The organism is Pseudomonas wenzhouensis (assembly GCF_021029445.1).
GTDB lineage: Bacteria > Pseudomonadota > Gammaproteobacteria > Pseudomonadales > Pseudomonadaceae > Aquipseudomonas > Aquipseudomonas wenzhouensis.
Window position 1 is genome coordinate 450520 of the sequence record NZ_CP072610.1, and the last position, 22989, is coordinate 473508.

At 65.2% G+C, this 22989-nt stretch carries 22 protein-coding genes; 10 read left to right on the forward strand and 12 right to left on the reverse strand.

Translation table 11 applies throughout. From position 1 onward, the window contains the following. Nucleotides 1-35: 35 nt before the first annotated feature. The 4 genes from J7655_RS02150 to J7655_RS02165 are packed head-to-tail and all read right to left on the reverse strand — an operon-like array spanning nucleotide 36 to nucleotide 3471. The gene (locus tag J7655_RS02150) at nucleotides 36-635 is read right to left on the reverse strand and encodes an ABC-type transport auxiliary lipoprotein family protein (RefSeq protein WP_230926357.1); all 600 of its coding nucleotides are present in this window, start codon (nucleotides 633-635) and stop codon (nucleotides 36-38) included. Then, nucleotides 632-1549: an MlaD family protein gene (locus J7655_RS02155; protein WP_230926358.1), complete on the reverse strand. Its 918-nt coding sequence runs from the start codon at nucleotides 1547-1549 to the stop codon at nucleotides 632-634. The genes J7655_RS02150 and J7655_RS02155 overlap by 4 nt, the downstream gene beginning before the upstream one ends. Continuing rightward, nucleotides 1550-2335: an ABC transporter ATP-binding protein gene (locus tag J7655_RS02160; RefSeq protein ID WP_230926359.1), complete on the reverse strand. Its 786-nt coding sequence runs from the start codon at nucleotides 2333-2335 to the stop codon at nucleotides 1550-1552. Further along, nucleotides 2332-3471, reverse strand: a complete 1140-nt coding sequence (locus J7655_RS02165; protein ID WP_230926360.1) for an ABC transporter permease — start codon at nucleotides 3469-3471, stop codon at nucleotides 2332-2334. The genes J7655_RS02160 and J7655_RS02165 overlap by 4 nt, the downstream gene beginning before the upstream one ends. Before the next feature lie 147 nt (nucleotides 3472-3618). On the opposite strand from J7655_RS02165, the gene J7655_RS02170 reads away from it, so the two are divergent. The 8 genes from J7655_RS02170 to J7655_RS02205 all read left to right on the forward strand — a co-directional run bounded on the left by J7655_RS02170 (nucleotide 3619) and on the right by J7655_RS02205 (nucleotide 11601). Next, nucleotides 3619-5106, forward strand: coding sequence for a flavin-containing monooxygenase (locus J7655_RS02170; protein ID WP_230926361.1), 1488 nt, complete (start codon nucleotides 3619-3621; stop codon nucleotides 5104-5106). Nucleotides 5107-5249: 143 nt separating this feature from the next. Then, the gene (locus tag J7655_RS02175) at nucleotides 5250-5417 is read left to right on the forward strand and encodes a hypothetical protein (protein ID WP_230926362.1); all 168 of its coding nucleotides are present in this window, start codon (nucleotides 5250-5252) and stop codon (nucleotides 5415-5417) included. Nucleotides 5418-5651: 234 nt separating this feature from the next. After that, a complete protein-coding gene (locus J7655_RS02180) occupies nucleotides 5652-6572 on the forward strand; it encodes an aldo/keto reductase (RefSeq protein WP_230926363.1) in 921 nt (306 codons plus the stop codon). 1 nt (nucleotide 6573) lies between these two features. After that, entirely contained in the window at nucleotides 6574-7905 is a 1332-nt protein-coding gene (locus tag J7655_RS02185) for an NTP/NDP exchange transporter (protein ID WP_230926364.1), read from the forward strand. Nucleotides 7906-8053: 148 nt separating this feature from the next. Continuing rightward, a complete protein-coding gene (locus tag J7655_RS02190) occupies nucleotides 8054-9217 on the forward strand; it encodes an iron-containing alcohol dehydrogenase (RefSeq protein ID WP_230926365.1) in 1164 nt (387 codons plus the stop codon). Nucleotides 9218-9316: 99 nt separating this feature from the next. Next, a complete protein-coding gene (locus J7655_RS02195) occupies nucleotides 9317-9751 on the forward strand; it encodes an acyl-CoA thioesterase (protein ID WP_230926366.1) in 435 nt (144 codons plus the stop codon). A 42-nt stretch (nucleotides 9752-9793) separates the two neighbouring features. Beyond that, entirely contained in the window at nucleotides 9794-10849 is a 1056-nt protein-coding gene (locus J7655_RS02200) for a DUF2157 domain-containing protein (RefSeq protein ID WP_230926367.1), read from the forward strand. Further along, complete coding sequence (locus tag J7655_RS02205; protein ID WP_230926368.1) at nucleotides 10846-11601, forward strand: DUF4824 family protein; 756 nt, start codon at nucleotides 10846-10848, stop codon at nucleotides 11599-11601. Before J7655_RS02200 ends, J7655_RS02205 begins: the two co-directional genes overlap by 4 nt. Here J7655_RS02205 and J7655_RS02210 read toward each other — a convergent pair. The 5 genes from J7655_RS02210 to yrfG form a co-directional block, all read right to left on the reverse strand. After that, a complete protein-coding gene (locus tag J7655_RS02210) occupies nucleotides 11595-12041 on the reverse strand; it encodes a glycine zipper domain-containing protein (RefSeq protein WP_230926369.1) in 447 nt (148 codons plus the stop codon). The two genes, J7655_RS02205 and J7655_RS02210, sit on opposite strands and share 7 nt — an antisense overlap. Before the next feature lie 78 nt (nucleotides 12042-12119). Next, nucleotides 12120-14459: an FdhF/YdeP family oxidoreductase gene (locus tag J7655_RS02215; RefSeq protein WP_230926370.1), complete on the reverse strand. Its 2340-nt coding sequence runs from the start codon at nucleotides 14457-14459 to the stop codon at nucleotides 12120-12122. Further along, complete coding sequence (fdhD, locus tag J7655_RS02220; RefSeq protein ID WP_230926371.1) at nucleotides 14456-15271, reverse strand: formate dehydrogenase accessory sulfurtransferase FdhD; 816 nt, start codon at nucleotides 15269-15271, stop codon at nucleotides 14456-14458. The genes J7655_RS02215 and fdhD overlap by 4 nt, the downstream gene beginning before the upstream one ends. 94 nt (nucleotides 15272-15365) lie before the next feature. Beyond that, nucleotides 15366-16256 carry a LysR family transcriptional regulator gene (locus tag J7655_RS02225; RefSeq protein WP_230926372.1) on the reverse strand — a complete coding sequence of 297 codons (891 nt, stop codon included), beginning with the start codon at nucleotides 16254-16256 and terminating at the stop codon, nucleotides 15366-15368. 8 nt (nucleotides 16257-16264) lie between these two features. Then, complete coding sequence (gene yrfG / locus J7655_RS02230; protein ID WP_230926373.1) at nucleotides 16265-16927, reverse strand: GMP/IMP nucleotidase; 663 nt, start codon at nucleotides 16925-16927, stop codon at nucleotides 16265-16267. A gap of 109 nt (nucleotides 16928-17036) precedes the next feature. Between yrfG and nudE the strand changes: the two genes are divergently transcribed. Both nudE and cysQ read left to right on the forward strand, forming a co-directional pair. Next, nucleotides 17037-17603 carry an ADP compounds hydrolase NudE gene (gene nudE, locus J7655_RS02235; RefSeq protein ID WP_230926374.1) on the forward strand — a complete coding sequence of 189 codons (567 nt, stop codon included), beginning with the start codon at nucleotides 17037-17039 and terminating at the stop codon, nucleotides 17601-17603. Then, nucleotides 17600-18418: a 3'(2'),5'-bisphosphate nucleotidase CysQ gene (gene cysQ, locus J7655_RS02240; RefSeq protein WP_230926375.1), complete on the forward strand. Its 819-nt coding sequence runs from the start codon at nucleotides 17600-17602 to the stop codon at nucleotides 18416-18418. Before nudE ends, cysQ begins: the two co-directional genes overlap by 4 nt. A 76-nt stretch (nucleotides 18419-18494) precedes the next feature. Here the strand turns inward: cysQ and J7655_RS02245 are convergent, their stop codons facing one another. From J7655_RS02245 to J7655_RS02255, 3 genes are all read right to left on the reverse strand, one after another. Continuing rightward, on the reverse strand, nucleotides 18495-20402 hold the full coding sequence (locus J7655_RS02245) for a beta-ketoacyl synthase (protein ID WP_230926376.1): 1908 nt from the start codon (nucleotides 20400-20402) through the stop codon (nucleotides 18495-18497). A 298-nt stretch (nucleotides 20403-20700) separates the two neighbouring features. Then, the gene (locus tag J7655_RS02250) at nucleotides 20701-21972 is read right to left on the reverse strand and encodes a dihydroorotase (RefSeq protein ID WP_230926377.1); all 1272 of its coding nucleotides are present in this window, start codon (nucleotides 21970-21972) and stop codon (nucleotides 20701-20703) included. Continuing rightward, nucleotides 21972-22979: an aspartate carbamoyltransferase catalytic subunit gene (locus tag J7655_RS02255; protein WP_003458776.1), complete on the reverse strand. Its 1008-nt coding sequence runs from the start codon at nucleotides 22977-22979 to the stop codon at nucleotides 21972-21974. Before J7655_RS02255 ends, J7655_RS02250 begins: the two co-directional genes overlap by 1 nt. Nucleotides 22980-22989 lie beyond the last annotated feature (10 nt).

Consider the following 22989-nt stretch of genomic DNA (forward strand, 5'->3'; position numbering starts at 1 on the left):
GCGTAGGAAATACCTGGTGTACGCAAGGCGGCCCTTTATTGGGTAGCGCGTTGCCCTTCAGCCAGCGTCCAGTCCACCAGCTCGCGGGACAATTGATCCCCTGCCTGAGCGAAAGCCGCCACCACCGAGGCAATCGAGGTATCGCTTGCCGGCTGGCTGATGCTGAAGCGGCGGCTGGCAATGATCTGCTGGCTGCGTGCATCGACCAGGCTGGCATCCAGGCGGATCAGGGCATGCGGGAGGCCATCACGGTATTCGCTATGGAAGCTGCGCAGGTCGCTGACCAGCTCCAGGTCGGCCTGCAGGCGTTGTTCCTCATTACTCAGTGCCTGGATGCGCCCGTCGTCATGGAAGGCATCGAGCAGGCGATTACGCAGCAGTCGTGGCGTGCGCTCGCTCCAGCGTACGCCCTGGTAGGTGTTGACCCGGCCAGGCTCGGGCAGCACGACGATGCGCGCATCGTCGAGCAGCTGATTGCTGAGCGGACTGTTGACCCGCAGTGACCAGTCGACGCGCTGCGTCTGCGCAGGCAGTGCCGCGCCAGGCAGCAGGTAGATATCCAGCGGTTCGCTCTGCGGCAGGATCGAGCAGGCACCGAGCAGAGCGGCAGCCAGCAGCAGGGTGAGACGCTTCATGGTTGGAACTCCTTGATGCTGTCGTTGCGCAGCAGGTAACCGGTGGGGTCCTGTTCCAGGCGGCGGGAGAAACTGCGCAGGGCACCGAGGGTGTCGCGCAGTTCGCCAATCGCCGGACCCAGCTCGCCAAGCCCCTGCATGCCGTTGTCCAGCGCGCTGCGATTGCTTTCCAGCAGTTGCTCGATGCTGTGGCTGCTGCGCTCCAGCGAGGCCATCAGGCGTTCGGCATTGTCCAGCGCCTGGCTGCCCTGGCCGTCGAGCAGGCGCTTGGCGGTGCGCATCAACTCGGCTGCTTCGCGGGTGGCCGCGCTGGTCTGGCGCAGGGCTTCACCGAGTTCGTCACGCTGGTCAGCGATGCCGGCGGTGGCCTGCTCGAGATTTTCCAGGGTTCGCGAGACGCGTTCGGCATTTTCGCGCGAGAGCATGCGATTGGCGCGTGTCAGCAGGCGGGTGATGTTGAGCACCAGATCCTCGCCATTGGCCATCAGTCGCGACAGCGGCGAGCGGTCGGCGATAATGATGCCGGGCTGACCATCCTCCCCCTTCAGGGGCGGGCTTTCCGGGCTGCCGCTGTATAGCTGGATCACCGCCAGGCCGGTGATGCTGGTGATCGACAGGCGCGCACGGGTGTCCTGCTTGATCGGTGTGCCACCGACGATACGGATGCGCGCGCGCACCGTGCGTGGGTCGTCGGGGTCGAGGCCGAGGCGGATCACGTCACCGACCTTGATGCCGCTGTACTGTACCGCACTGCCCTGCGACAGGCCGCTGACCTCCTCGTTGAAGATCACTTCGTAATCGGTGAAGGCGCGATCGGCACCGGCCTTGTTCAGCCACAGGCCGAACAGCAGCGCGGCCCCTACCGTAAGCACGGTAAACAGGCCGATCAGCACATGATGGGCTCTGGGTTCCATTCATTGACTCCCTGCCGCCGTAGCGGTCTGTGCAGCCGCGCGTCCACGCGGGCCGTGAAAATATTGCTGGATCCAGGCATCGTCGGTGGCGGCTACCACGTCCAGGCGGTCGGCCACCAATACCTTTTTCTGCGCCAGCACCGCGACGCGGTCGCAGATGCTGTAGAGCGTGTCCAGGTCGTGGGTGACCAGAAACACGCTGAGCCCCAGGCTGTCGCTGAGGGTACGAATCAGCTGGTCGAAGGCGGCTGCGCCGATGGGGTCGAGGCCGGCGGTCGGCTCGTCGAGAAACAGAATCTCCGGATCCAGCGCCAGGGCGCGGGCCAGGGCGGCGCGTTTGACCATGCCGCCGGACAGTGAGCTGGGGTATTTGTCGGCAGCATTGCTGGGTAGGCCGGCCAGGGCGATCTTGACCCGCGCCAGGCGCTCGGCGGCGGCGCGCGACAGGCCGGCGTGCTCGATCAGTGGCAGGGCGATGTTCTCGCTCACCGTCAGCGAGGAGAACAGCGCGCCGCGCTGGTAGAGTACGCCGAAGCGCCGCTCCAGTTGCGAGCGGCGTTCTGTCGGCAGGCTCAGCAGCTCTTCACCGAATACCCGCACGGTGCCGGCATTGGGGCGGCGCAGGCCGACGATGCTGCGCAGCAGCACCGACTTGCCGGTACCCGAGCCGCCGACCACGCCGAGAATCTCACCGCGGTACAGGTCGAAATCCAGATGCTCGTGCACCACCTGGCGGCCAAAGCGGTTGCTCAGGTTGCGCACCTCGATGACGCTGTCGCGGCTCACCAGCCCATCTCCATCAGGAACAGCGCAGCCAGGGCATCAAGCAGGATCACCACGAAGATCGACTGCACCACCGCCGAGGTGGTGTGCTCGCCCACCGATTGTGCGCTGCCACTGACCTTGAAGCCTTCCAGGCAGCCGATCAGGGCGATCAGGAAGGCGAAAATCGGCGCCTTGAGCAGGCCGACCAGGAAGTGCCGCAGCAGATCGCTGTCCTGCAGGATCGACAGGTACATGACCAGCGGGATGTCCAGCGCCACGATGCAGACCAGGGCGCCGCCGAGCATACCGCTGAGCATGGCGATGAAGGTCAGGATCGGCAGGGCGATGAGCATGGCGAACACCCGGGGCAGCACCAGCAGTTCGATGGGGCTCAGGCCCAGGGTGCGAATGGCGTCGATTTCCTCGTTGGCCTTCATCGAGCCGATTTGCGCGGTGAAGGCACTGGCGGTGCGGCCGGCCATGAGAATGGCGGTAAGCAGCACGCCGAACTCGCGCAGGAAGGAAAAGGCCACCAGGTTCACCGTGTAGATGCTGGCGCCGAAGTCGGCGAGGATGGTCGCGCCGAGAAAGGCCACCACGGCGCCGACCAGAAAGGTCAGCAGGGCGACGATGGGCACGGCGTTGAGCCCGCATTGCTCCAGGTGCGCGGCCAGGGCGGTCAGGCGCCAGCGTCGCGGGCGCAGCAGAATCGCCAGCATGCTGGCCAGGGTCAGGCCCATGAAGCCGAGCAGGGCACGGCCCTGGTGCCACATGCCTTCGACCACTTCGCCGATATGCCCGAGCACTTCACGCGCCACCGAGGGTTGCGCTGTTGGCTGCGTCTGCGGGCTGTCTGCCATGGCGTTTGCCACCGCCAGCAGCAGGGCGCGGCGCTGCGCGCTCAAGGCGCTCTGCTGTACGAGCTGGCGCAGGCGTTCGCTGCCGAGCAGTTCGACCAGCAGCGCTGCACCGGCAGTATCCAGCGCGGCCAGGTCGCCGAGGTCGACGCGTTCGCTGCCCTGCAGGCGTTCGCGCAACGCCAATACCTGGGGTTCGAGCAGGCTGTAATGGGCCAGCGTCCAGTCGCCACCCAGCCGCAGGTCGCTGGCGGCGTCCGTGTCGCGGGTCTGCGGCGAAGTCAGGTAGGGTGTGGTCATCGGCACAGCTTAGCGCCGCACGGGTCTTTCAGGCCAGCCATGCCGGTCAGCAGATGTGAATGGCGTGTGGCAGCTTCGGCACGCAGCGGATGACAGGCGCATGCGCTAAGGTGATGCGCATCGTTGCAAGACCGTGAGGGATGCGCCATGTCCGTCGAACATCTGGATGTCCTGATCATCGGTGCCGGTCTGTCCGGTATCGGCGCGGCCTGTCATCTCAAAAGACTGTGCCCGGACAAGCGCTTCGCCATTCTCGAAGCGCGCGAGGCCATGGGCGGCACCTGGGGTCTGTTTCGTTATCCGGGTATCCGTTCCGATTCGGACATGTACACCCTCGGCTACAACTTCAAGCCCTGGCGCGATGCGCAAGCCATCGCTGACGGCGCTTCGATTCGCCGCTACATCGAGGAAACCGCCGCCGAGCACGCTGTCGACGGCTTGATTCGCTATCGGCACAGGGTGCTCCAGGCCAATTGGTGCAGTGCCGACGCCACCTGGCAGTTGCTGGTGCAGCGTGGTGACGAGGCCGAGCCGCTGCGCATGCGTTGTCAGTTCCTGATGATGTGCACCGGCTACTACTGCTATGAGGCCGGCTATACCCCCGAATTCGCCGGGCGTGAGGCTTATCAGGGCACCTTCATCCATCCGCAGCAGTGGCCTGAAGGGTTCGACCACAGCGGCAAGCGTGTGCTGGTGATCGGCAGCGGTGCGACCGCCGTGACCCTGGTGCCGGCGCTGGCCGAGCGCGCGGCGCAGGTGACCATGTTGCAGCGTTCGCCGAGTTACGTGATCAATCTGCCGCAGCGTGATGCGCTGTCCAACGCGCTGCGGCGAGTGTTGCCGGAGAAATGGGTGTACCGCCTGGCGCGCGGGCGTAACGTCACCCTGCAGCTGGTCTTCTATACGCTGGCCAAGCGCTTTCCCAATCTGGTACGGCGGATACTGCTGGGGCTGGTGCGGCGTCAACTGGGCGATAGAGTCGATCTGCGCCACTTCAGCCCCCGCTACAAACCCTGGGACCAGCGCGTCTGTGCGGTGCCGGATGGCGATCTGTTCCGGGTATTGCGCCAGGGCAAGGCACAGGTGGTGACGGCCGAGATCGAGTGTTTCACTGCGCACGGCATCCGCCTGAAAAGCGGTGAGGAACTGACTGCCGACGTGATCGTCAGCGCCACCGGCCTGCAGTTGCAGTTGTTCGGCGGTATCGAGGTGCAGGTCGATGGTGTGCCTTTCCAGGCGCCGCTGAGCATGGGCTACCGGGGCATCATGCTGCGCGATCTGCCCAACCTGGCGGTGGTGATGGGGTATACCAACGCCAGCTGGACGCTCAAGGCCGATCTTTCCAGCGAATACTTCTGCCGCCTGATCAGGCACCTGGACGCCATCGGCATGCGCCAGGTGACCCCGCGTGACAATGACCGCAGCGTCCGCCCTGAGCCCTTTCTCGACTTGCAGTCAGGTTATATCGAGCGTGCCGCGCACCTGTTGCCGGCGCAGGGCGACCGCGTGCCGTGGAAGCTGCATCAGAACTATCTGCTCGATCTGGTGCTGTTGCGCTACGGCAAGCTGGAGGATGACTATCTGGTGTTCTCTGCGCCTCGGCAGAAACCTCAAGCGGCGTTGGTACAGCCCTGAGGTGATGGGGTATAGCGAATTTCCTACAAGATGTTGCGTAATCGTGCCGCTTACTTTTCTGGCATAGCGCCACTACACTTTTGTCAATTGCATCACGGATGAACAATCAGGTGCCAAGCACCTAGCCAATCAAGAGGTCGGCCATGAAGGAACAGCGCCATCTGCCCGCATTACGGGCGCATATCGAGCAATTGCTGAGCAAGGGCTGGATCATCTCCAATCGCAGCCCATTGACCCTGCAGAACGGTCATCGTTGCTATCTGGTTTCCCACGGCATGCTGATCAGCGACTCTTCTTCGCGCGCTGCCTGACCGCTTTCCCGACCGCTGCGCCCTGATCCCCGTCTGGCGCAGCGGCGTTTTTTGGTTACCGGATATTGCCCGCCAGCCATCCCCATTCCTCCTCATGCCCCGTCCTGACTGGGCTGACGACCTCTGTTCATCTCGGTCTATCGTGCCCGATAGGCAGCGAAAGCAACGCTAACGTCTTGGTCTGAACGCGGTCAGTGCCTATAACCATTGGGTCACTGTCAGAGGAGCAACGTCATGCCCAGTCGTCGTCGAGTCCTGCAAGGTGGTGCCAGCCTGGCCGCATTGGCAGCCCTGATGCCCTGGCTGCCGCCATCCGCCTTTGCCTCGGGCAGCATCCTGAAACGAGCGATTCCCGGTAGTGGCGAGCTGTTGCCGGTGATCGGCCTGGGCACCTCGCGCACCCATGACGTGGTAATGAGCGATGAGGCGCTAGAGCCGTTGCGTGAGGTGCTGCAAACCCTGGTCAACGGCGGCGCCAGCCTGGTGGATACCGCACCCAGTTACGGGCGCGCCGAGGCGGTGTGTGGCGCCCTGGTTGCCGAAGACGACATGCGCAAGAAGACCTTTCTTGCCAGCAAGGTATCTTCCAGCGGGCGTGCAGCGGGCGAGCGGCAGATCGCAGCCAGTTTCGCCGCCCTGCGCACCGACACCATCGACCTGATGCAGGTGCATAACCTGCAGGACACCAGCACCCAGCTGGGGCTGCTGCGTGAACTGAAAGAGCAGGGGCGAGTGCGTTACATCGGTGTGACGCACTACCTCGATTCCGCCCACGAGCGCCTGCTCGAGGTGCTGCGCCGGGAGCCGGTGGATTTCGTCCAGTTCAACTACTCCATCGGTGAGCGCAACGCCGAGCGTGAGTTGTTGCCGTACTGCGCCGACAAGGGCATTGCGGTACTGATCAACCGGCCGTTCCAGCGCGCGGCGCTGTTCGACCGGGTCAGGGGGAAGCGCCTTCCCGACTGGGCGGCGGTGGAGCTGGGGGCCACCTCCTGGGCACAGCTGATGCTCAAGTACATCCTCGCCAACCCGGCGGTGACGGCGGTGATTCCGGCCACTTCCAACCCGCGCTATATGGCCGATAACCTGCTCGCCGGCCAGGGCCGTTTGCCCGATGCGGCGCAGCGCCAGCGCATCATCGAGCTGTTCGCCTGAGATGCAGGCGCTCACCCGGCGCCTGGCGCGGGCGATCAATGCCGATGCGCAGGAGCTGACGGCGGTACTGGCTGGCTTTGCCCTGTTCCTCTGCCTGTTCGCCGGCTATTTCATGCTGCGGCCGATTCGCGAAGCAATGGGCATCAGCGGCGGCGTGCACAACCTGCAGTGGCTGTTCAGCGCCACCTTCGTCGTCATGCTGCTGGCCGTACCGTTATTCGCCTGGCTCAACTCGAAAGTGCCACGCATCCACTTCATCGACTGGGTATACGGCTTCTTCTGCCTCAATCTGCTGGCCTTCGTCCTGCTGTTTCGTGTCGATCACGACAGCGTGTGGCTGGCGCGGGTGTTCTACGTGTGGATCTCGGTCTACAACCTGTTCGTCGTCTCGGTCGCCTGGAGCCTGATGGCCGATGTGTTCGATGGTGCGCAGGCGCGCCGGCTGTTCGCCTTCATTGCGGCAGGTGCCAGCGTTGGCGGGCTGTGCGGGCCGCTGCTGAGCGCTACCCTGATTGGCCGGGTGGGTGAGTCCGGATTGATGTTGATGGCTGCTGTGTTGCTCGCTGTGGCCATGGCACTCAAGCGTTACCTGATGGCCTGGCGCGAGCGGCAAGGCGCCGGCAGATCTGCGGCCGCGAGCGGTGACAATCCGCGCCGGCCGGTGCCGGGCAACCCGTTCAGCGGCCTGACGCGCATGCTCGCTTCGCGCTATCTGTTGGGTATCGGCGCCTTCATCCTGCTGCTGACTTCGGTGAGCACCTTCCTCTATTTCGAGCAGGCGCGCCTGGTGGCCGAACTGTTCCCCGAGCGCGCCGCACAGATACGGGTGTTCGGCGTCATCGATTTCATCGTGCAGGCCGGTGCCCTGACCACCCAATTGTTCATCACCGGCCGGGTGGCGCAGAAGCTCGGCGTGCGCGTGCTGTTGTCCGCCGTGCCGGCGCTGGTCTGTCTGGGCTTTATCGGCCTGGCGCTGGCGCCGACCTTTGCCATGCTGGCGGGCCTGATGATCGTGCGGCGCATCGGCGAATACGCCTTCGTCCGGCCGGGTCGGGAAATGCTCTTCGCCCCGCTGGATGCCGAGAGCAAGTACAAGGTGAAGAACTTCATCGATACCGTGGTTTATCGCGGCGGCGATGCCCTCAGCGGCTGGGCCAAGGCAGGGCTGGACATGCTTGGCCACGGTGCCTGGCTAGTGGCGATGGTCGGTGCGGTGTGCGCGGCGCTATGGGGCACGCTCGGCTGGTACCTGGGGGGCCGCGCTGATCGACAGGTGAACACGCCGGGGATTGAAACGACGAGACAGCCCCATTCAAGCGCTGAATGGCAGTGATCACGAGAGATCATTTCAAAAACGCTGAAGGCTCGCCTAAGGTGAACCGGGACTTCAGCGTGATGGCCTGGATCATCTAGCCATTTCACCTGCCTGACCTTCGCTCGACGATCTTTCGTTCCGAGCCCGAGATGCATCCGGGAGGCGCATGAACGCGTTCACCTTCGCCACCACCGCGCAGATTCTCTGCGAGTCCGGCGCCAGTCTGCGTCTGGCCGAGCTGTGCCGCGAGCGCGGTGCCCGGCGCGTACTGATCGTCACTGACCCCGGCATCACCCGCCTGGGGCTGCTCGAGCCGCTGCTGCCGGGCTTCGCCCGCGCCGGCATGAGCGTGCAGGTGTTCGATCAGGTACTGGCCGACCCGCCCGAGGCCGTGGTGCTGGCGGCCGTGGCCCAGGCCCGTGAGTTGCAGGCGGAGCTGGTGGTCGGCTGCGGTGGCGGCAGCTCCATGGACGTGGCCAAGCTGGTGGCCCTGCTGGCCTGTGCCGAGTGTGACCAGACGTTGCGCGATATCTACGGCGTAGGCAATGCGCGTGGCCGGCGCCTGCCGCTGATCCAGGTGCCGACCACGGCCGGTACCGGCTCGGAGGTCACGCCAATTGCCATCGTCACCACCGGCGAGACCACCAAGATGGGCGTGGTCTCGCCTTTGCTCTTGCCCGATCTGGCGTTGCTCGATGCCGACCTGACCCTTGGCCTGCCGGCGGCCGTCACCGCCGCCACCGGCATCGACGCCATGGTGCATGCCATCGAAGCCTACACCAGCGCGCTGAAGAAGAACCCGCTGTCCGACCTGCTCGCGCGTGAGGCGCTGCGCCTGCTGGCGGCCAACCTCGATGAGGTCGTGCAAAACGGCAGCAACCGCGAGGCGCGTCAGGCCATGCTGCTTGGCGCCTGCCTGGCCGGGCAGGCTTTTGCCAATGCACCGGTGGCGGCGGTGCATGCGCTGGCTTACCCGCTGGGCGGGCATTTCCATATTCCTCACGGGTTGTCCAACGCCCTGGTGCTGCCGCAGGTGCTGGCCTTCAATGCATCGGTGGCCGCGCCGCTGTACGCCGAGCTGGCGCCGCTGGTAGTGGGCGAGCGTCTGCGAGCGGGCAGTGCGGAGGCGCAGACCGAGCAACTGATCGAGGCCCTGGCCGGCTTCAGCCAGCGCAGCGGGTTGCCGACGCGGCTGCGCGATGCCGGGGTCAGTGAGGCCATGTTGCCCACACTGGCGGCAGACGCCATGCTGCAACAGCGCCTGCTGGTGCACAATCCACGCGAGATGAACGAGCAGCAGGCGCTGGCCATTTATCAGGCTGCCTATTGAGGCGAGATTGTCGTTGGTGCGCACGGCGCACCCTACCGGGCCGGCGCAAACCCTGCCGTAGGGTGCGCTGTGCGCACCGAGACCACCCAAGGACTAGCAATGAGCCAACCCCAACACCTGCGTGGCGATTACCGCCACTTCCAGCCGATCACCACGCGCTGGCATGACAACGATATCTACGGCCACGTCAACAACGTGACCTACTACAGCTACTTCGACAGTGCGGTGAACGCCTATCTGATCGCCGAGGGTGGTCTGGATATCCATGACGGTGAAGTGGTCGGCTTCGTGGTCAGCTCCAACTGCGACTACTTCGCCTCCATCGCCTTCCCCGACGCCATCGAAGTCGGTCTGCGCGTCGGCAAGCTGGGCAACAGTTCGGTGCAGTACGAGCTGGCGATCTTCAAGGCCGGTGAGGATCAGGCCTGCGCCGCCGGACGTTTTGTCCATGTCTTCGTCGACCGGGCGAGCAATCGTCCGGTGAGCATGCCCCAGCCGCTGCGCTCGGCACTGGAGCGCCTGCTGGTCGACTGAAGCGTGCTAGGCTGTGGCGTTTGATGTTGCCAGGGAGTGCCCATGTCCGATCTGGATCGCGAGCAGGCGCAACGCCGTGCCGAGCGGATCACTGCGTTTCGTGCCGAGCTGGCCGAGCTGCGCCGTGAGCAGGTGCTGCAGCTGAGCGAGGCGCAGGAGCATGCCGTCGACGAGCATCATCGCCAGTTGCTGGCACACTTTCGGCAAACGCTGGATATCGACGCCGATGCCCGCGCACGCCAGTTGTCGCTGGGCATGCGTCTGGCCTCGCTGGTCGGTGCACTGGCCCTGGCAGCCGGGTTGTTCTTCCTCTTCTACCAGTTCTGGGGCCTGTTCGATGCCGGTGTGCAGGTCGCTGTGCTGCTCGGCAGCTCGCTGGGCAGCCTGCTGCTGTGCTTCTGGCTGCAGGCGCGCGACGCCTCCGGTTACTACGCCAAGCTGGCCGCGGTGCTGGCATTTGTCTGCTTCGTGCTCAACCTGTCGATGCTCGGGCAGATCTTCAATATCACGCCCTCGGACAAGGCGCTGTTGCCCTGGGGCGCGCTGGCACTGCTGCTGGCCTATCATTGCCGCCAGCGCCTGCTGCTGGTCACGGCGTTGCTGTGCTTCGGCCTGTTGCTCGCTGCGCGGTTGAACGACTGGACGGGCTGGTACTGGTGGTCGCTGGATGACCACCCGGAGCACTTCCTGCCTGCCGCGTTGCTGTTTCTGTTGCCGCAGTTCATCGATCAGACGCGCCGCGTCGGTTTCGCCGCCTGCTATCGGGTGGTCGGCTTGCTCTACCTGTTCGGGCCGGTCCTGATCCTCAGCTACTGGGGCCAGGGCAGCTACCTCGATTGGCCGGTGCGCTGGGTGGAGGCCTTCTACCAGACGCTGGGCTTCGTCCTGGCAGGCGCAACGATCTGGCTGGGCATTCGCCGTGGCTGGGCCGAGGTGGTCAATACCGGGTTGGGCTTCGCCCTGGTGCTGCTGTTCAGCAAGCTGTTCGACTGGTGGTGGGCGCTGCTGCCACGCTACCTGTTCTTCCTCCTGCTCGGGCTGATCGCGTTGTTGTTGCTGGCCATGCTGCAGCCCTGGCGCCGTGGAGGTGCAGCATGAATCGTCCACTTTGGCTCGGTCTTGGGTTGATCCTGGCGAGCAATGCCGTGGCGCTGGCGGGTGTCTGGTACAACCGCAGTGGTGCGCCGCAGGCGCAACTGCAATTGAGCGAGCGGGAAATCCAGTTGCCTTACGACAGCTGGCTGCGTGGCGAGGAAAACAGCGCTCTGCGTCTGCAGCTGGCCTGGCGCCAGGCGGATGCCGACTGGTCCTGGCTGGACGAAGCCAAGCTGCGGCAACTGGGCTTCGCACCCAATGATCTGGGGCGTCGCGCGGAACGGCCACTGTGGCTGGTGCTGGAACTGGACGGGGCAAGCTATCGCAAGCAGGTCGAGCGCGCCACGAGCGCTTTAGCCGCCGCGCAGGCAGCACTCGCTGACAGGCCGCAAGACCAGACTCTGCGTCAGCAGCGCGATCAGCGGCGGCTCGAGTTGCAGTATGAGCAGCAACAGGCCACACGGCTGTTGCTGGTGGATGCCGGCCTGGATGCCGAGGCTTTGCGTCAGGCCTGGCCGGATCGTCAGCGACAGGTCATTCTGGCCGGCCGGCTGAGACCCTATCGCCATGCTGACATGCCCCACTACAGCGCCAGCGTGGTGCTGCAGGGTGATCGCATCAGTGTGCCCAGGCGCTACCGCGAGGCCTTCGCGCAATGGCGGCTGCGCGCCTACGACGAAAAAAGGCCCAAGGTGCAGGTCGAAGTCGCCTTCGGCCAGCGCCATGAGCCTTGGCTGGTTCGCGTCGATCAGTGACGGCGCCAGTGCTTGTGGTGCTTCTTGTGTTTCTTGCCATGGTAGTGGCGGTGATGCTTGCCGCGACGGTCGTCGTCGTAGCTGGCGTTGCCCATGTGATTGCCTAGCGCACCACCGGCGCCGCCACCGACTGCTGCGCCCAAGATGCCACCCGTATTGCCGCCGACCTGCTGGCCGACGACGTTGCCGCCGGCTGCGCCCAGCGCACCACCAATGGCGGCTTCGGTGCGGCTGCGGCGATCGGCACCGACCATGCTGCCGGCTGCGCCACCAAGGCCGGCGCCAACTGCCGCGCCGGTGTTGCCACCGACCTGCTGGCCGACCATGGCGCCCACCGCGCCACCCAGGGCACCGCCCAGGCCGGCTTCGGTATTGCCGGCAAAGGCGAAGCCGCCGCTGCTCAGGCCAAGGGAAAGAAACAACAGTTGCAGTGACTTCATGAGAACCTCGTACAGGAGTCGCTGGATCGACGTTATGCCATTGACCCGCGACTGTGGCACGAGGTTCCGGGCCGCTGGTCAGCTCAGTGCGCTGCTGCCCAGCAGATTGCCGTTGCTGGCGGCCTGCAGGCGAATGGCAACGAACTTGGAGGTCGGAGTGCTGCTGCCGACGCCAGCACTTTCCAGCGGTACCAGTGGGTTGGCCTCTGGGAAGTAGGCGGCAGCCTGGCCGGCCGGGATGTCGAAGGCGAGCAGGGTGAAACCGTTCACCCGGCGTTCGATGCCGTCGTTCCACAACGAGCGAATATCCACCTTCTGACCGGGCTTGAAGCCCAGGCGCAGGATGTCTGCTTCGTTGGCGAAGAGCACGTCGCGCTGGCCGCGCACGCCTCGGTAGCGGTCGTCGAGGCCATACACCGTGGTGTTGTACTGATCGTGCGAGCGTAGGGTCTGCAGGATCAGATCCGGCGTTTCACCGCTTTCGCGCACCTGTGGCGGTAGCAGGTCGTCGAGCAGCGCATTGGCCTTGAAGTTGGCCTTGCCGGATGCCGTTTTCCACTGGCGCGCGCCGGCCGAGTTGCCGAGGTAGAAGCCGCCAGGATGAGCGACGCGCTGGTTGAAGTCGTGGAAGCCGGGAATGGTGTCGGCGATCAGCTCGCGAATACGGTCGTAGTCGGCGATCAGTGCGTCCCAGTCCACCGGAAGGTTACCCAGGGTGGCCTTGGCGATACCGGCGATGATGGCCGGCTCCGAACGCATTTCGCTGCCGGCCAGCGGCTCGAGCTGGCCGTAGGAGGCGTGGATCATGCTGAACGAGTCTTCCACTGTCACCGCCTGCGGGCCGCTGGCCTGCAGGTCGATATCGGTACGGCCGAGGCACGGCAGGATCAGCGCGTCACGGCCGACGGTGAGGTGACTGCGGTTGAGCTTGGTGCTGATCTGCACGGTGAGGTCGCAGCTTTGCAGCGCCTTGTGCGTGCGCGGGCTGTCCGGCGTGGCCTGGGCAAAGTTGCCGCCGAGGCCGATGAACACCTTGGCCTGGCCGTCGATCATGGCGTTGATCGCCTCGACCGTGTTGTGGCCGTTCGCGCGCGGCACCTTGAACTGGAAGCGTTTTTCCAGGGCGTCGAGCAGCGTCACCGGCGGGCGGTCGTTGATGCCCATGGTGCGGTCGCCCTGTACGTTGCTGTGGCCGCGCACCGGGCACAGGCCGGCGCCGGGGCGGCCGAGGTTGCCGCGCAGCAGTTGCAGGTTGACGATTTCCTGGATGGTGGCCACCGAATGGTGGTGCTGGGTGATGCCCATGGCCCAGCAGATGATCACGCGCTCGGCGCGGCGGTACATGCGCGCCGCCTGTTCGATCTCCTGCAGGCTGAGGCCGGACTGAGCCTGCAGCGCCTCCCAGCTGCAGTCGTCGAGCAGTTGCAGATAGGCCTCGACACCGTCGGTATGCTCGGCGATGAAGGCGTGGTCGAACACCGCCGCCTTACCCTTGGCCTGCGCCTCGCGCTCCCACTGCAGGAGGAACTTGGCGATGCCGCGCAGGGCGGCCATGTCGCCGCCCAGCGCCGGACGGAAGAACGCGGTATTCAGCGGTTCGGAACCGTTGGTGAGCATCTCCAGCGCGTGCTGCGGATGCTGGAAACGCTCCAGGCCACGCTCTTTCAGCGGGTTGAAACAGACCACCTGCGCGCCGCGTTTGACCGCTTCACGCAGCGGCTCGAGCATGCGCGGGTGATTGGTGCCGGGGTTCTGCCCCAGCACGAAGATCGCATCGGCGTGCTCGAAGTCGTTGAAGGTCACGCTGCCCTTGCCGATCCCCACGCTTTGACCGAGGGCGACGCCGCTGGCTTCGTGACACATGTTCGAGCAGTCGGGGAAGTTGTTGGTGCCGTAGGCACGGACGAACAACTGGTAGAGAAACGCCGCCTCGTTGCTCGCCCGGCCGGAGGTGTAGAACTCGGCCTGATCCGGGCTGGGCAGCGCTTTGAGGTGCTCGGCGATCAGGGCGAAGGCTTCGTCCCAGCTGGTCTGCACGTAACGGTCGGTGCTGGCGTCATAGCGCATCGGGTGGGTCAGGCGACCCTGGTATTCGAGCCAGTAATCACTCTGTTCACGCAACTGGCTGACCGTATAGCGGGCGAAAAAGGCTGCGTCCACGCGGCGCTTGGTGGCCTCCCAGTTGACCGCCTTGGCGCCGTTCTCGCAGAACTTGATGCGGCCATCCTCGGGCGAGTCGCCCCAGGCGCAGCCGGGGCAGTCGAAGCCGCCATTCTGGTTGGTCTTGAGCAGCGCGCGCAGGTTCTTGAACGGCTGCTTGCTGTCCAGCCAGAAGCGGGTGACGGCATTCAGCGCGCCCCAGCCGGCGGCCGGGCCTTTGTAAGGCTTGTAACGAGGGTTGACGGGTTGCAGGCTCATGGTCGTTCTTCTTCGTCAGGCGCGGGGCTGTAGACCCGCGGCGTGCTGTGATGAGGCAGGTGAATGAGGTTGAGGCGGTGGCGCCGCGCCCACTCCACGGTCAGGGCGGTAGGCGCGGACAGGCTTACCAGGGTACCGATGCCGGCACGTACCGCCTTGTGCAGCAACTCCAGGCTGCAGCGACTGGTGACCAGGGCGAAGCCGCCCAGGGTGTCGATACGTTCGCGGGCGAGGGCGCCGATCAGCTTGTCCAGCGCGTTGTGCCGGCCAATGTCTTCGCGGCACAGGCGAATCTCGCCGCTGGCGTCGATGAACAGTGCGGCATGCAGCGCGCCGCTGTGACGTGCCAGTTGCTGTTGCTCGCCAATGCGCTCACGCATGCCGCTGAGGTGTGCCAGTGGCGGCAAGGTGGCGCCAGGCAGGGCGGGCAGGGCCGGTAGTGCCTGTTCCAGGGCATCCACACCACACAGGCCACAGCCACTGGTGCCGGCCATTTGCCGACGTTGCTGCTTGAGCGCCCAGAAGGCACGACTGCTGACTTGCAGGCGTGCTTCGCGACTGTCGCCGATACCGCGTAGCTGGATGTCATAGATGTCGTCGATGGACTGAATCAGGTCGTTAGCGAGACTGAAACCGACGGCAAAATCTTCCAGGTGATGCGGCGAAACCATCATCACCGCCTGGTTCAGGTCGTTGTAACTGATTGCCAGGGCGCATTCTTCGGCCAACGCAGCCCGCTGTGCGCGGCCATCACCGAGTTCGGCGTAGGCATAGGCACTGGCGATGTAAGGCTGTGCGGCGGGCTTGGCCATCGAGGCGTGCTCTGTGACAGATTGACACAGCTAAGCCTAGGCCCATGGCGGGGGAGCGTCTAATCGTTGGCTTTGATGCTCTGATCGATGCGCTCTATCGTTGGCTGGCGAGCCACTCCCGCGCTTCTTCGAAACAGGCCTGTGCCAAGGGTGAGGCTGGCGCGCTGCGGCGCATGATCAGTCCCTGTGCTGCCAGCGTATGGGCGCCCTCGATCGGCAGTAAGCGCAGATGACCATCGCTTGGCGCGCCATCGATGGGGATCGGCATGACGCTGCAGCACAGCCCGGCACTGACGGCCTGAGTCAAATGATGCACGGCGTCGGCCTCCAGGCGTACCTGCGGAGTCAGCCCGCGCGCGCGGAAGCTGTGATCGATGGATTGGCGAAAATGCATGCCGGTGGAGAGCAGGCCCAGGGGCAGGTCGACCAGTTGTTCCCAGCGCAGGCTGCTGCTGATGAAGTGGAAGTGGCGCTGATCATAGAGCAGGCCCATGCGTGCTTCGGCCAGTTCCAGGCTGGCGAAGTGTTCGCGGTCGAGGCGGTCGAGATAGGACAGGCCCAGATCCAGTTGATTGCGCACCAGCCCTTCGAGGATCTGGTCGCTGCTCAGTGCATGCAACTGAAAACGCAGCCCCGGATGACGCTCGGCGAACAGGCTGATCAGGCGCATGGGGTCGAAACTGGCCAGCGGCACCACGCCCAGGCGCAGCGTACCCACCAGATGACCACGGCAGGCGGCTGCTTCGGCGAGCAAGCCATCCTGCGCCGCCAGCAGGCTGCGTGCCCAGGCCAGAATGCGCTCGCCCTCGGCACTGAAACCCTCGAAGCGCTGGCCACGGCGCACCAGCTCCAGGCCCAGTTCGTCTTCCAGCTGGCGCAGACGCATGGACAGCGTCGGCTGGGTGACGTGGCAGCGTGCAGCGGCCTGACCGAAGTGGCGGGTTTCGTCGAGGGCGACGAGGAACTTCAGTTGCTTGATGTCCATGGGCGTCCTCAGAGGTCGGCGATCAGGGTACGGTAATCTTCGACTGCAGCAAATTCTTCGGTGTCTTTTGGGCCTGTCTGGCTATCGGGTTGGCGCACGGCGAGCAGATGGGCGACACCGAAGCGGCCGGCGCTGCGCAAAATCGGCAGGCTGTCGTCGATGAACAGGCTGCGCGCCGGGTCGAAATCGACGTCCTGGTGCAGGGCGAACCAGAACTGCTGGTCTTCCTTGGGGAAACCGTAGTCGTGAGAGCTGATCAGGCGCTCGAACCAGGGCGCCAGTTCGACCCGTTCCATCTTCAACGACAACGAATCGCGGTGCGCGTTGGTGATCAGCACCACGCGTTTGCCAGCCTCGCGCAGGGCACGCAGAAAGACTTCGGCATCCGCACGCAGGGCGATCAGGTGCGCCACCTCGCGCTTGAGCTCGCGGATCGAAAGGTTCAGCTCGCGGCTCCAGAAGTCGGTGCAGTACCAGTTCAGCGTGCCGGCGTGTTGGCGAAACAGCGGCAGCAGCTCGGCCTCGGCCAGCGCCAGGCTGATGCCATGGTGTTCGGCATAACGCTGCGGCAGGTGCTTGAGCCAGAAGTGATTGTCGAAGTGCAGATCGAGCAGGGTGCCGTCCATGTCCAGCAGGACGGTGTCGATCTGGTGCCAGGGCAGTGCGGGCATGCGTGGGTCTCGGTTGTGGCGATGGTTTCGCCTTGATGCAATCTCGCTCAGGGATAATGCGAAAAGCCGCTGTATGATAACCCGCTCGGTCCCGCCAAGGAGTTGCCTCATGCGCCAAAAACCCACGGTCCTCGCCCGCGAAATCGTCGCCAGCAGCCGCCTGTTTCGTGTCGAGCAAGTGCAGTTGCGCTTCTCCAATGGCGCTGAGCGCACCTATGAGCGACTGGTCGGCAAGGGTTCCGGCCATGGTGCGGTGATGGTGGTGGCGATGCTCGACGCCGAGCACGCGGTGCTGATCGAGGAGTACTGCGGCGGCACCGATGACTATCAGTTATCGCTGCCCAAAGGGTTGATCGAGCCGGGTGAGGACGTGCTGGTCGCGGCCAATCGCGAACTCAAGGAAGAGGCCGGTTTTGGTGCGCATGAGCTGGAGTACGTCACCGAACTGAGCCTGTCGCCCGGTTACATGAGCCAGAAGATCCAGGTGGTGCTGGCGCGCAATCTGTACGAGGAGCGCCTGCCGGGGGACGAGCCCGAGCCGATGCGGGTCGAGCGTATCAGCCTGCGCGAGCTCTCCAGCCTGGCCCGCCACGAGCAATTCAGCGAAGGTCGTGCGCTGGCGGCGCTGTATCTGGTGCGCGACCTGCTGGCTCAGCGCGGGGAGTACCGTCCATGAGCCATCCCTCCATCCCGAAGGTGATCGAGCTGGTTCGCGCTGCCGGTGCCGCAACGCTGCCGTATTGGCGTAGCGATGTGGCCGTGACGGAAAAGGCCGATGCCTCACCGGTGACCGCCGCCGACCTGGCTGCGCACCATATTCTGTTCGCTGGCCTGCAGGCGCTGGCGCCGGAGATTCCGGTGCTGTCGGAAGAAGCAGCGGATATTCCCTTGAGCGAGCGCTCGGCCTGGACGCGCTGGTGGCTGGTCGATCCGCTCGATGGCACCAAGGAATTTATCGCCGGTTCTGAAGAGTTCACGGTCAATGTCGCCTTGATCGAGCAAGGCCGCGTGGTCTTTGGTGTGGTGGGTATTCCCGCCAATGGCCGCTGCTATTACGGTGGCGCCGGCCTGGGCGCCTGGTGCAGCGAAGCGCCTGGCACCGAGCAGTCGATCAGCGTGCGCCTGGCGCCTGCGCAGGGTTTTACCCTGGTGGCCAGCAAGCGCCATTCGAGTCCGGCGCAGGAAACCTTACTGGCTGGTTTGGCCGCCCGTTTTGGTGAGCCGGCGCTGGCCAATATCGGCAGCTCGTTGAAGTTCTGCCTGCTGGCCGAAGGCAATGCCGACTGCTACCCGCGTCTGGCGCCCACCTCGCAGTGGGACACCGCTGCGGCGCAGGGCGTGCTGGAAGGGGCGGGTGGCGAAGTGCTGAATCTGGCTGGCGAAGTGCTGACCTACGAGGCGCGCGAATCCTTCCTCAACCCCTCGTTCCTGGCCTTGCCGGCTGCCGCCGAGTGGCGTGGCGAGCTGATCGAACTGGCCAGCGGCCTGTAGGGTGCGCTGTGCGCACCGAGAGCTGCGCGGAATATTGCTGGTGCGCACAGCGCACCCTACAGGTTCTGCGTAAACCTCAATCGAGCATGTCGCTGTAACGCGCGTCCTTCCTGAACACCAGCGGCTGGTCGAAGCCCGGCACCTTCACTTCTTCGGTGGTGATGGAGATCGCCTGGTCGTCGATCATGTCGTTGCCGAAGTTGTAGATGATGTCCAGTTTGCCCAGCAGCGCCTGACTGTCGTAGGCGGCAGCAGCGGCGCGGGTAGCCTCGCGGCGCGCCAGGTAGGCGTCGAAGGCGGCCTGGCCGTGGCGCTTGCGCAGCATGCACTCGACCACGTGCGGGGCCAGTACCAGGGCGCTGGCGTTGTTGCCGCCAAAGCCCTTGGAGTTGATGAAGGCCACGTCCAGCGCGTGCTCACCCACTTTGCGATCGATGGTGGACAGGCTCAGATGAGCCTGATGCACGTCAGCGGCGACCGCATCGATGGTCTTCAGGCCCGGCACGATGCCGTACTTGAAGGCGCCGAGCGCAGCGATCACCTGGTCGCCGCTGGCGGTGGCCAGGGAGTGGCCGACGAAGGCCTTCACTGCGGTGACCGGCCACTGTTCGATACCGAAGGCGGCGGCGACGCGGTCGAGAATCTCCGACTCGGTAACGCGGTTGGCCGGGGTGCTGGAACCATGGGCGTGGACGAAGCTGCGGTTGCGCACGGCGTCCAGGCCGAGCAGCTGCACGGCGCTGGCCACGGCCTTGGCCACGGTCAGGTAGTTGCCTGGGCCGGGGGCGGAAATGGATTTCTTGAAGCCATCGGCGTTGATGAACACGTCCGGCACCGCGCCGTGAATGTCGGCGCCCAGTTCCAGGGCCAGTTCGTCGTCCATCAGCACCACGAACTGGCAGGCCTCGGCCAGGGTGAAGCCGCAGTTGTCGCCGAACGGGCGGCTGGCGCGGCGGAAGTCCACCTCGCTCTTGCCCTCGATCTGGCGCAGACCTTCTTCGGTGGCCAGCGCGCCCATGGCGCCGTAGCCCTCGATGCACTCCTGGTTGATCGGCGCCTCGCTGCTGCCGACGATGACCACGCGCGCCTTGCCTGCGGCGATCTGCTCGATGCCTTTCTGCAGGTTATAGAGGAAGGTGGCGCAGGCGCCGGTGATGCTGCCGGTGGTGCCGACGCTGCCGAGCACGTAGGCGTTGATGAAGTCGGCCGGCATGGTATTCAGGCCCAGGGCCAGTTGCTTGGCGGTCACGCGGCCACCCTTGAGGCGCGACTGCATCATGCCGCCGAAACCGTTCTCGTCGAGCTGGCTCATGATGCAGCTGGCGAACACGGCGATTTCGTCGGGGGCGACATGCTGGACGATACGCTGCCAGTCGATGCCCACCGAACGCAGCGCGTCGGTGACGCCGACCACGGTCATGGCCAGGCCGCGTGGATGAAAGCGCGCGTTGTACAGTTCGCTCGGCTCGAAGCCGGTGGGCAACTGACCGGCGGACTTCACCGCCAGTGGGCGGTAGCTGTCGACCTTGAATTCGCAGCTGTCATGCAAGGTGACGCATACCTCATTGCCTTCGAGCTCTTCGACCGACCAGTTGGCCGGCAGCGGCTCGGGCAGTTGCTTGCGCTGAGTCATGAAACTCAGGCTGGCGCCGTTGCTGGGTGCAACGCTGATGCTCTTCTGCCAGTGGGCTGCGTCCGGGTCCAGGTGCTGCTGCTCGATGCGGCGCACCAGGGTGCCGGCCAGGATCTGCTTGGCGTAGCGGCTTTCGATCTCGGCCAGGCTCAGCGGTTGGCCGTCCTGATCCTGGTACTGGCCGTCGACCACGCGCACCAGTTTCATCATCTGCGCCAGCCCGGCCAGGGTTTCCTGGCGCGCCTGGGGCTCCAGCGACTCCTGCACGGTGCGACGAAAACCATGGTGGAAGGAGCTGCGCCCGGCTGCGTTGTAACCCCCAAAACCCACGATCACAGGTAAGCGCGACATAACTCAAAAGCTCCTGAACAAGGCCAGCGCGACGCCAGGCCGGCGCCTCTGGGCGCGAGCGGGGTCATAGGGCGGTGGCATTTGGAAAATTTCGGCTGCCTAACCTGACGTGGATCATGACCGTCGAGTCACTCATTCGTCCAATGTCGTGGCAGGTGAGCGGCGTGTCGCAGGTGGGAAGGTGCAGTAGGTGCGCCGTGCGCACCAAGAACCTTCTAGAGGCTGGTGCGCATAGCCTGGGTTACCCCGCGACACCCTACGGAGCTGGCGAGCCCGCCGGGTGGCGGGCTCGAAGGGCTCAGCTCTGGTAGCTGATATGCCCGTCGACCAGCGTGTAGCGCACCGCGCCAGGCAGGCAGTGGCCGATGAACGGGCAATTGCTGCCCTTGGAGTACCACTGCTCGCCAGCGACGGTGGAGGCCTGCGCATCGAACAGCACGATATCGGCAGCGCCGCCGACGCTCAGCGTGCCGGCCGGCAGGCGCAAGGCGGCAGCCGGGCCACTGGAGAGGCGTGCCAGCAGCGTCGGCAGATCCAGCAGGCCGTCCTGCACCAGAGTCAGGGCCAGCGGCAGCAGGAGCTGCACGCTGCTGATGCCAGGCTCGGTAGCGGCAAAGGGCGCCAGCTTGGCATCGCGCTCGTGCGGCTGGTGGTGGCTGGCGATGGACGAGATCACTCCGGCCTTAACAGCCTCGCGCAGGCCGTCACGGTCGGCACGCGAGCGCAGCGGTGGCTGCACATGGTAGAGGCTGGAAAAATCGATCAGTGCTTCATCGGTGAGGATCAACTGGTACAGCGCTACATCGGCGGTCACCGGCAGGCCGCGGGCCTGGGCCGCGGCGATCAGTTCGGCGCCACGGGCGCTGGTGATCTGGCTGAAGTGCGCGCGCACGCCGCTCTGTTCCACCAGCAGCAGGTCGCGGGCCAGGGCCACGGTTTCGGCGGTTTCCGGGATACCGGCTAGGCCGAGGAAGCTGGCGGTCGGGCCTTCGTGCGCCAGGCCGCCTTCGGCCAGATCGGCATCCTGCGAATGGAAAATCACCTGCAGGTCGAAGGTGGCCGCATATTCCAGCGCGCGACGCAGGGTGCGGCTACTGCGGAAGTTGTCCAGGCCGTTGCCGAAGGCCACGCAACCGGCATCGCGCAGCGCAACGAGCTCTGCAAGCTGCTCGCCAGCCAGGCCCTTGCTCAGCGCGCCGATGGGGAACACCTTGGTGTGCCCGGCTTCGCGGGCGCGGTCGAGGATCAGCTCGGCCACCGCCGAGGTGTCCAGCACCGGCTTGGTGAGCGGCGGGCAGCACAGGCTGGTGACGCCGCCTGCGGCTGCAGCCAGGGTTTCCGTGGCGATGCTGCCCTTGCGGCTGTAGCCCGGCTCGCGCAGGGCCACCGACAAGTCGACCAGGCCAGGTGCAGCGATCAGTCCTTGGGCGTCGAGGGCCTTGTCGGCGACGAAGCCAGCAGGCGCCTGGCCGATGGCGACCAGCTTGGTGCCGTCGATATAGAGGTCAGTGACCTGATCCAGGCCGCTGGCCGGGTCAATCACGCGGGCGCCGAGGATTGCGGTACGCATCAGTTGGCCTCCTCGGCGTTGAGTTGACGTTGGGCATTCTGCCCGCTCATGGCCATCGACAGCACGGCCATGCGGATGGCGATGCCGTAGGTGACCTGGTTGAGGATCACCGACTGCGGGCCGTCAGCCACTGCCGACTCGATCTCCACGCCGCGGTTGATCGGGCCTGGGTGCATCACCAGGGCATCCGGCTTGGCCAGTTTCAGGCGCTGCTCGGTGAGGCCGAACAGGCGATAGAACTCGCCCTCGCTGGGCAGCAGGCCGCCCTGCATGCGCTCGCGCTGCAGGCGCAGCATGATCACCACGTCGACGTCCTTGAGGCCTTCATTGGCATCACTGAATACGCGCACACCGTAGCTTTCCTCCAGGCCGACGGGCAGCAGGGTCTTCGGCGCAATGACGCGGATATCCGGGCAGCCCAGGGTCTTCAGCGCCAACATGTTCGAGCGTGCCACCCGCGAGTGCAGGATGTCGCCGACGATGGCCACCGACAGGTTCTCGAAGTCGCCCTTGTGGCGGCGGATGGTGAGCATGTCGAGCATGCCCTGGGTCGGGTGCGCGTGGCGGCCGTCGCCACCGTTGATGATCGCCAGGTTCGGGCACACGTGCTCGGCGATGAAGTGCGCGGCGCCGGAGTCGGCATGGCGCACGACGAAGATGTCGGCGGCCATGGCTTCGAGGTTGCGCAGGGTGTCGAACAGCGTCTCGCCCTTGCTGGTGGAACTGGTGGAGACGTTGAGGCTGATGACGTCGGCCGACAGGCGCTGGGCGGCCAGCTCGAAGGTGGTGCGGGTGCGCGTGGAATTCTCGAAGAACACGTTGCACACGGTCTTACCGCGCAGCAGTGGGACCTTCTTCACCGCGCGCGCGCCGACTTCGAGGAAGGAGTCGGCGGTGTCGAGGATTTCGGTCAACAGCTCGCGGGGCAGGCCGTCGAGTGAGAGGAAGTGGCGCAACTGACCTTGATCGTTCAGTTGCAGCGGGCGCTTGGCGGCGAGTGGCGTCATCGCAGGGAGT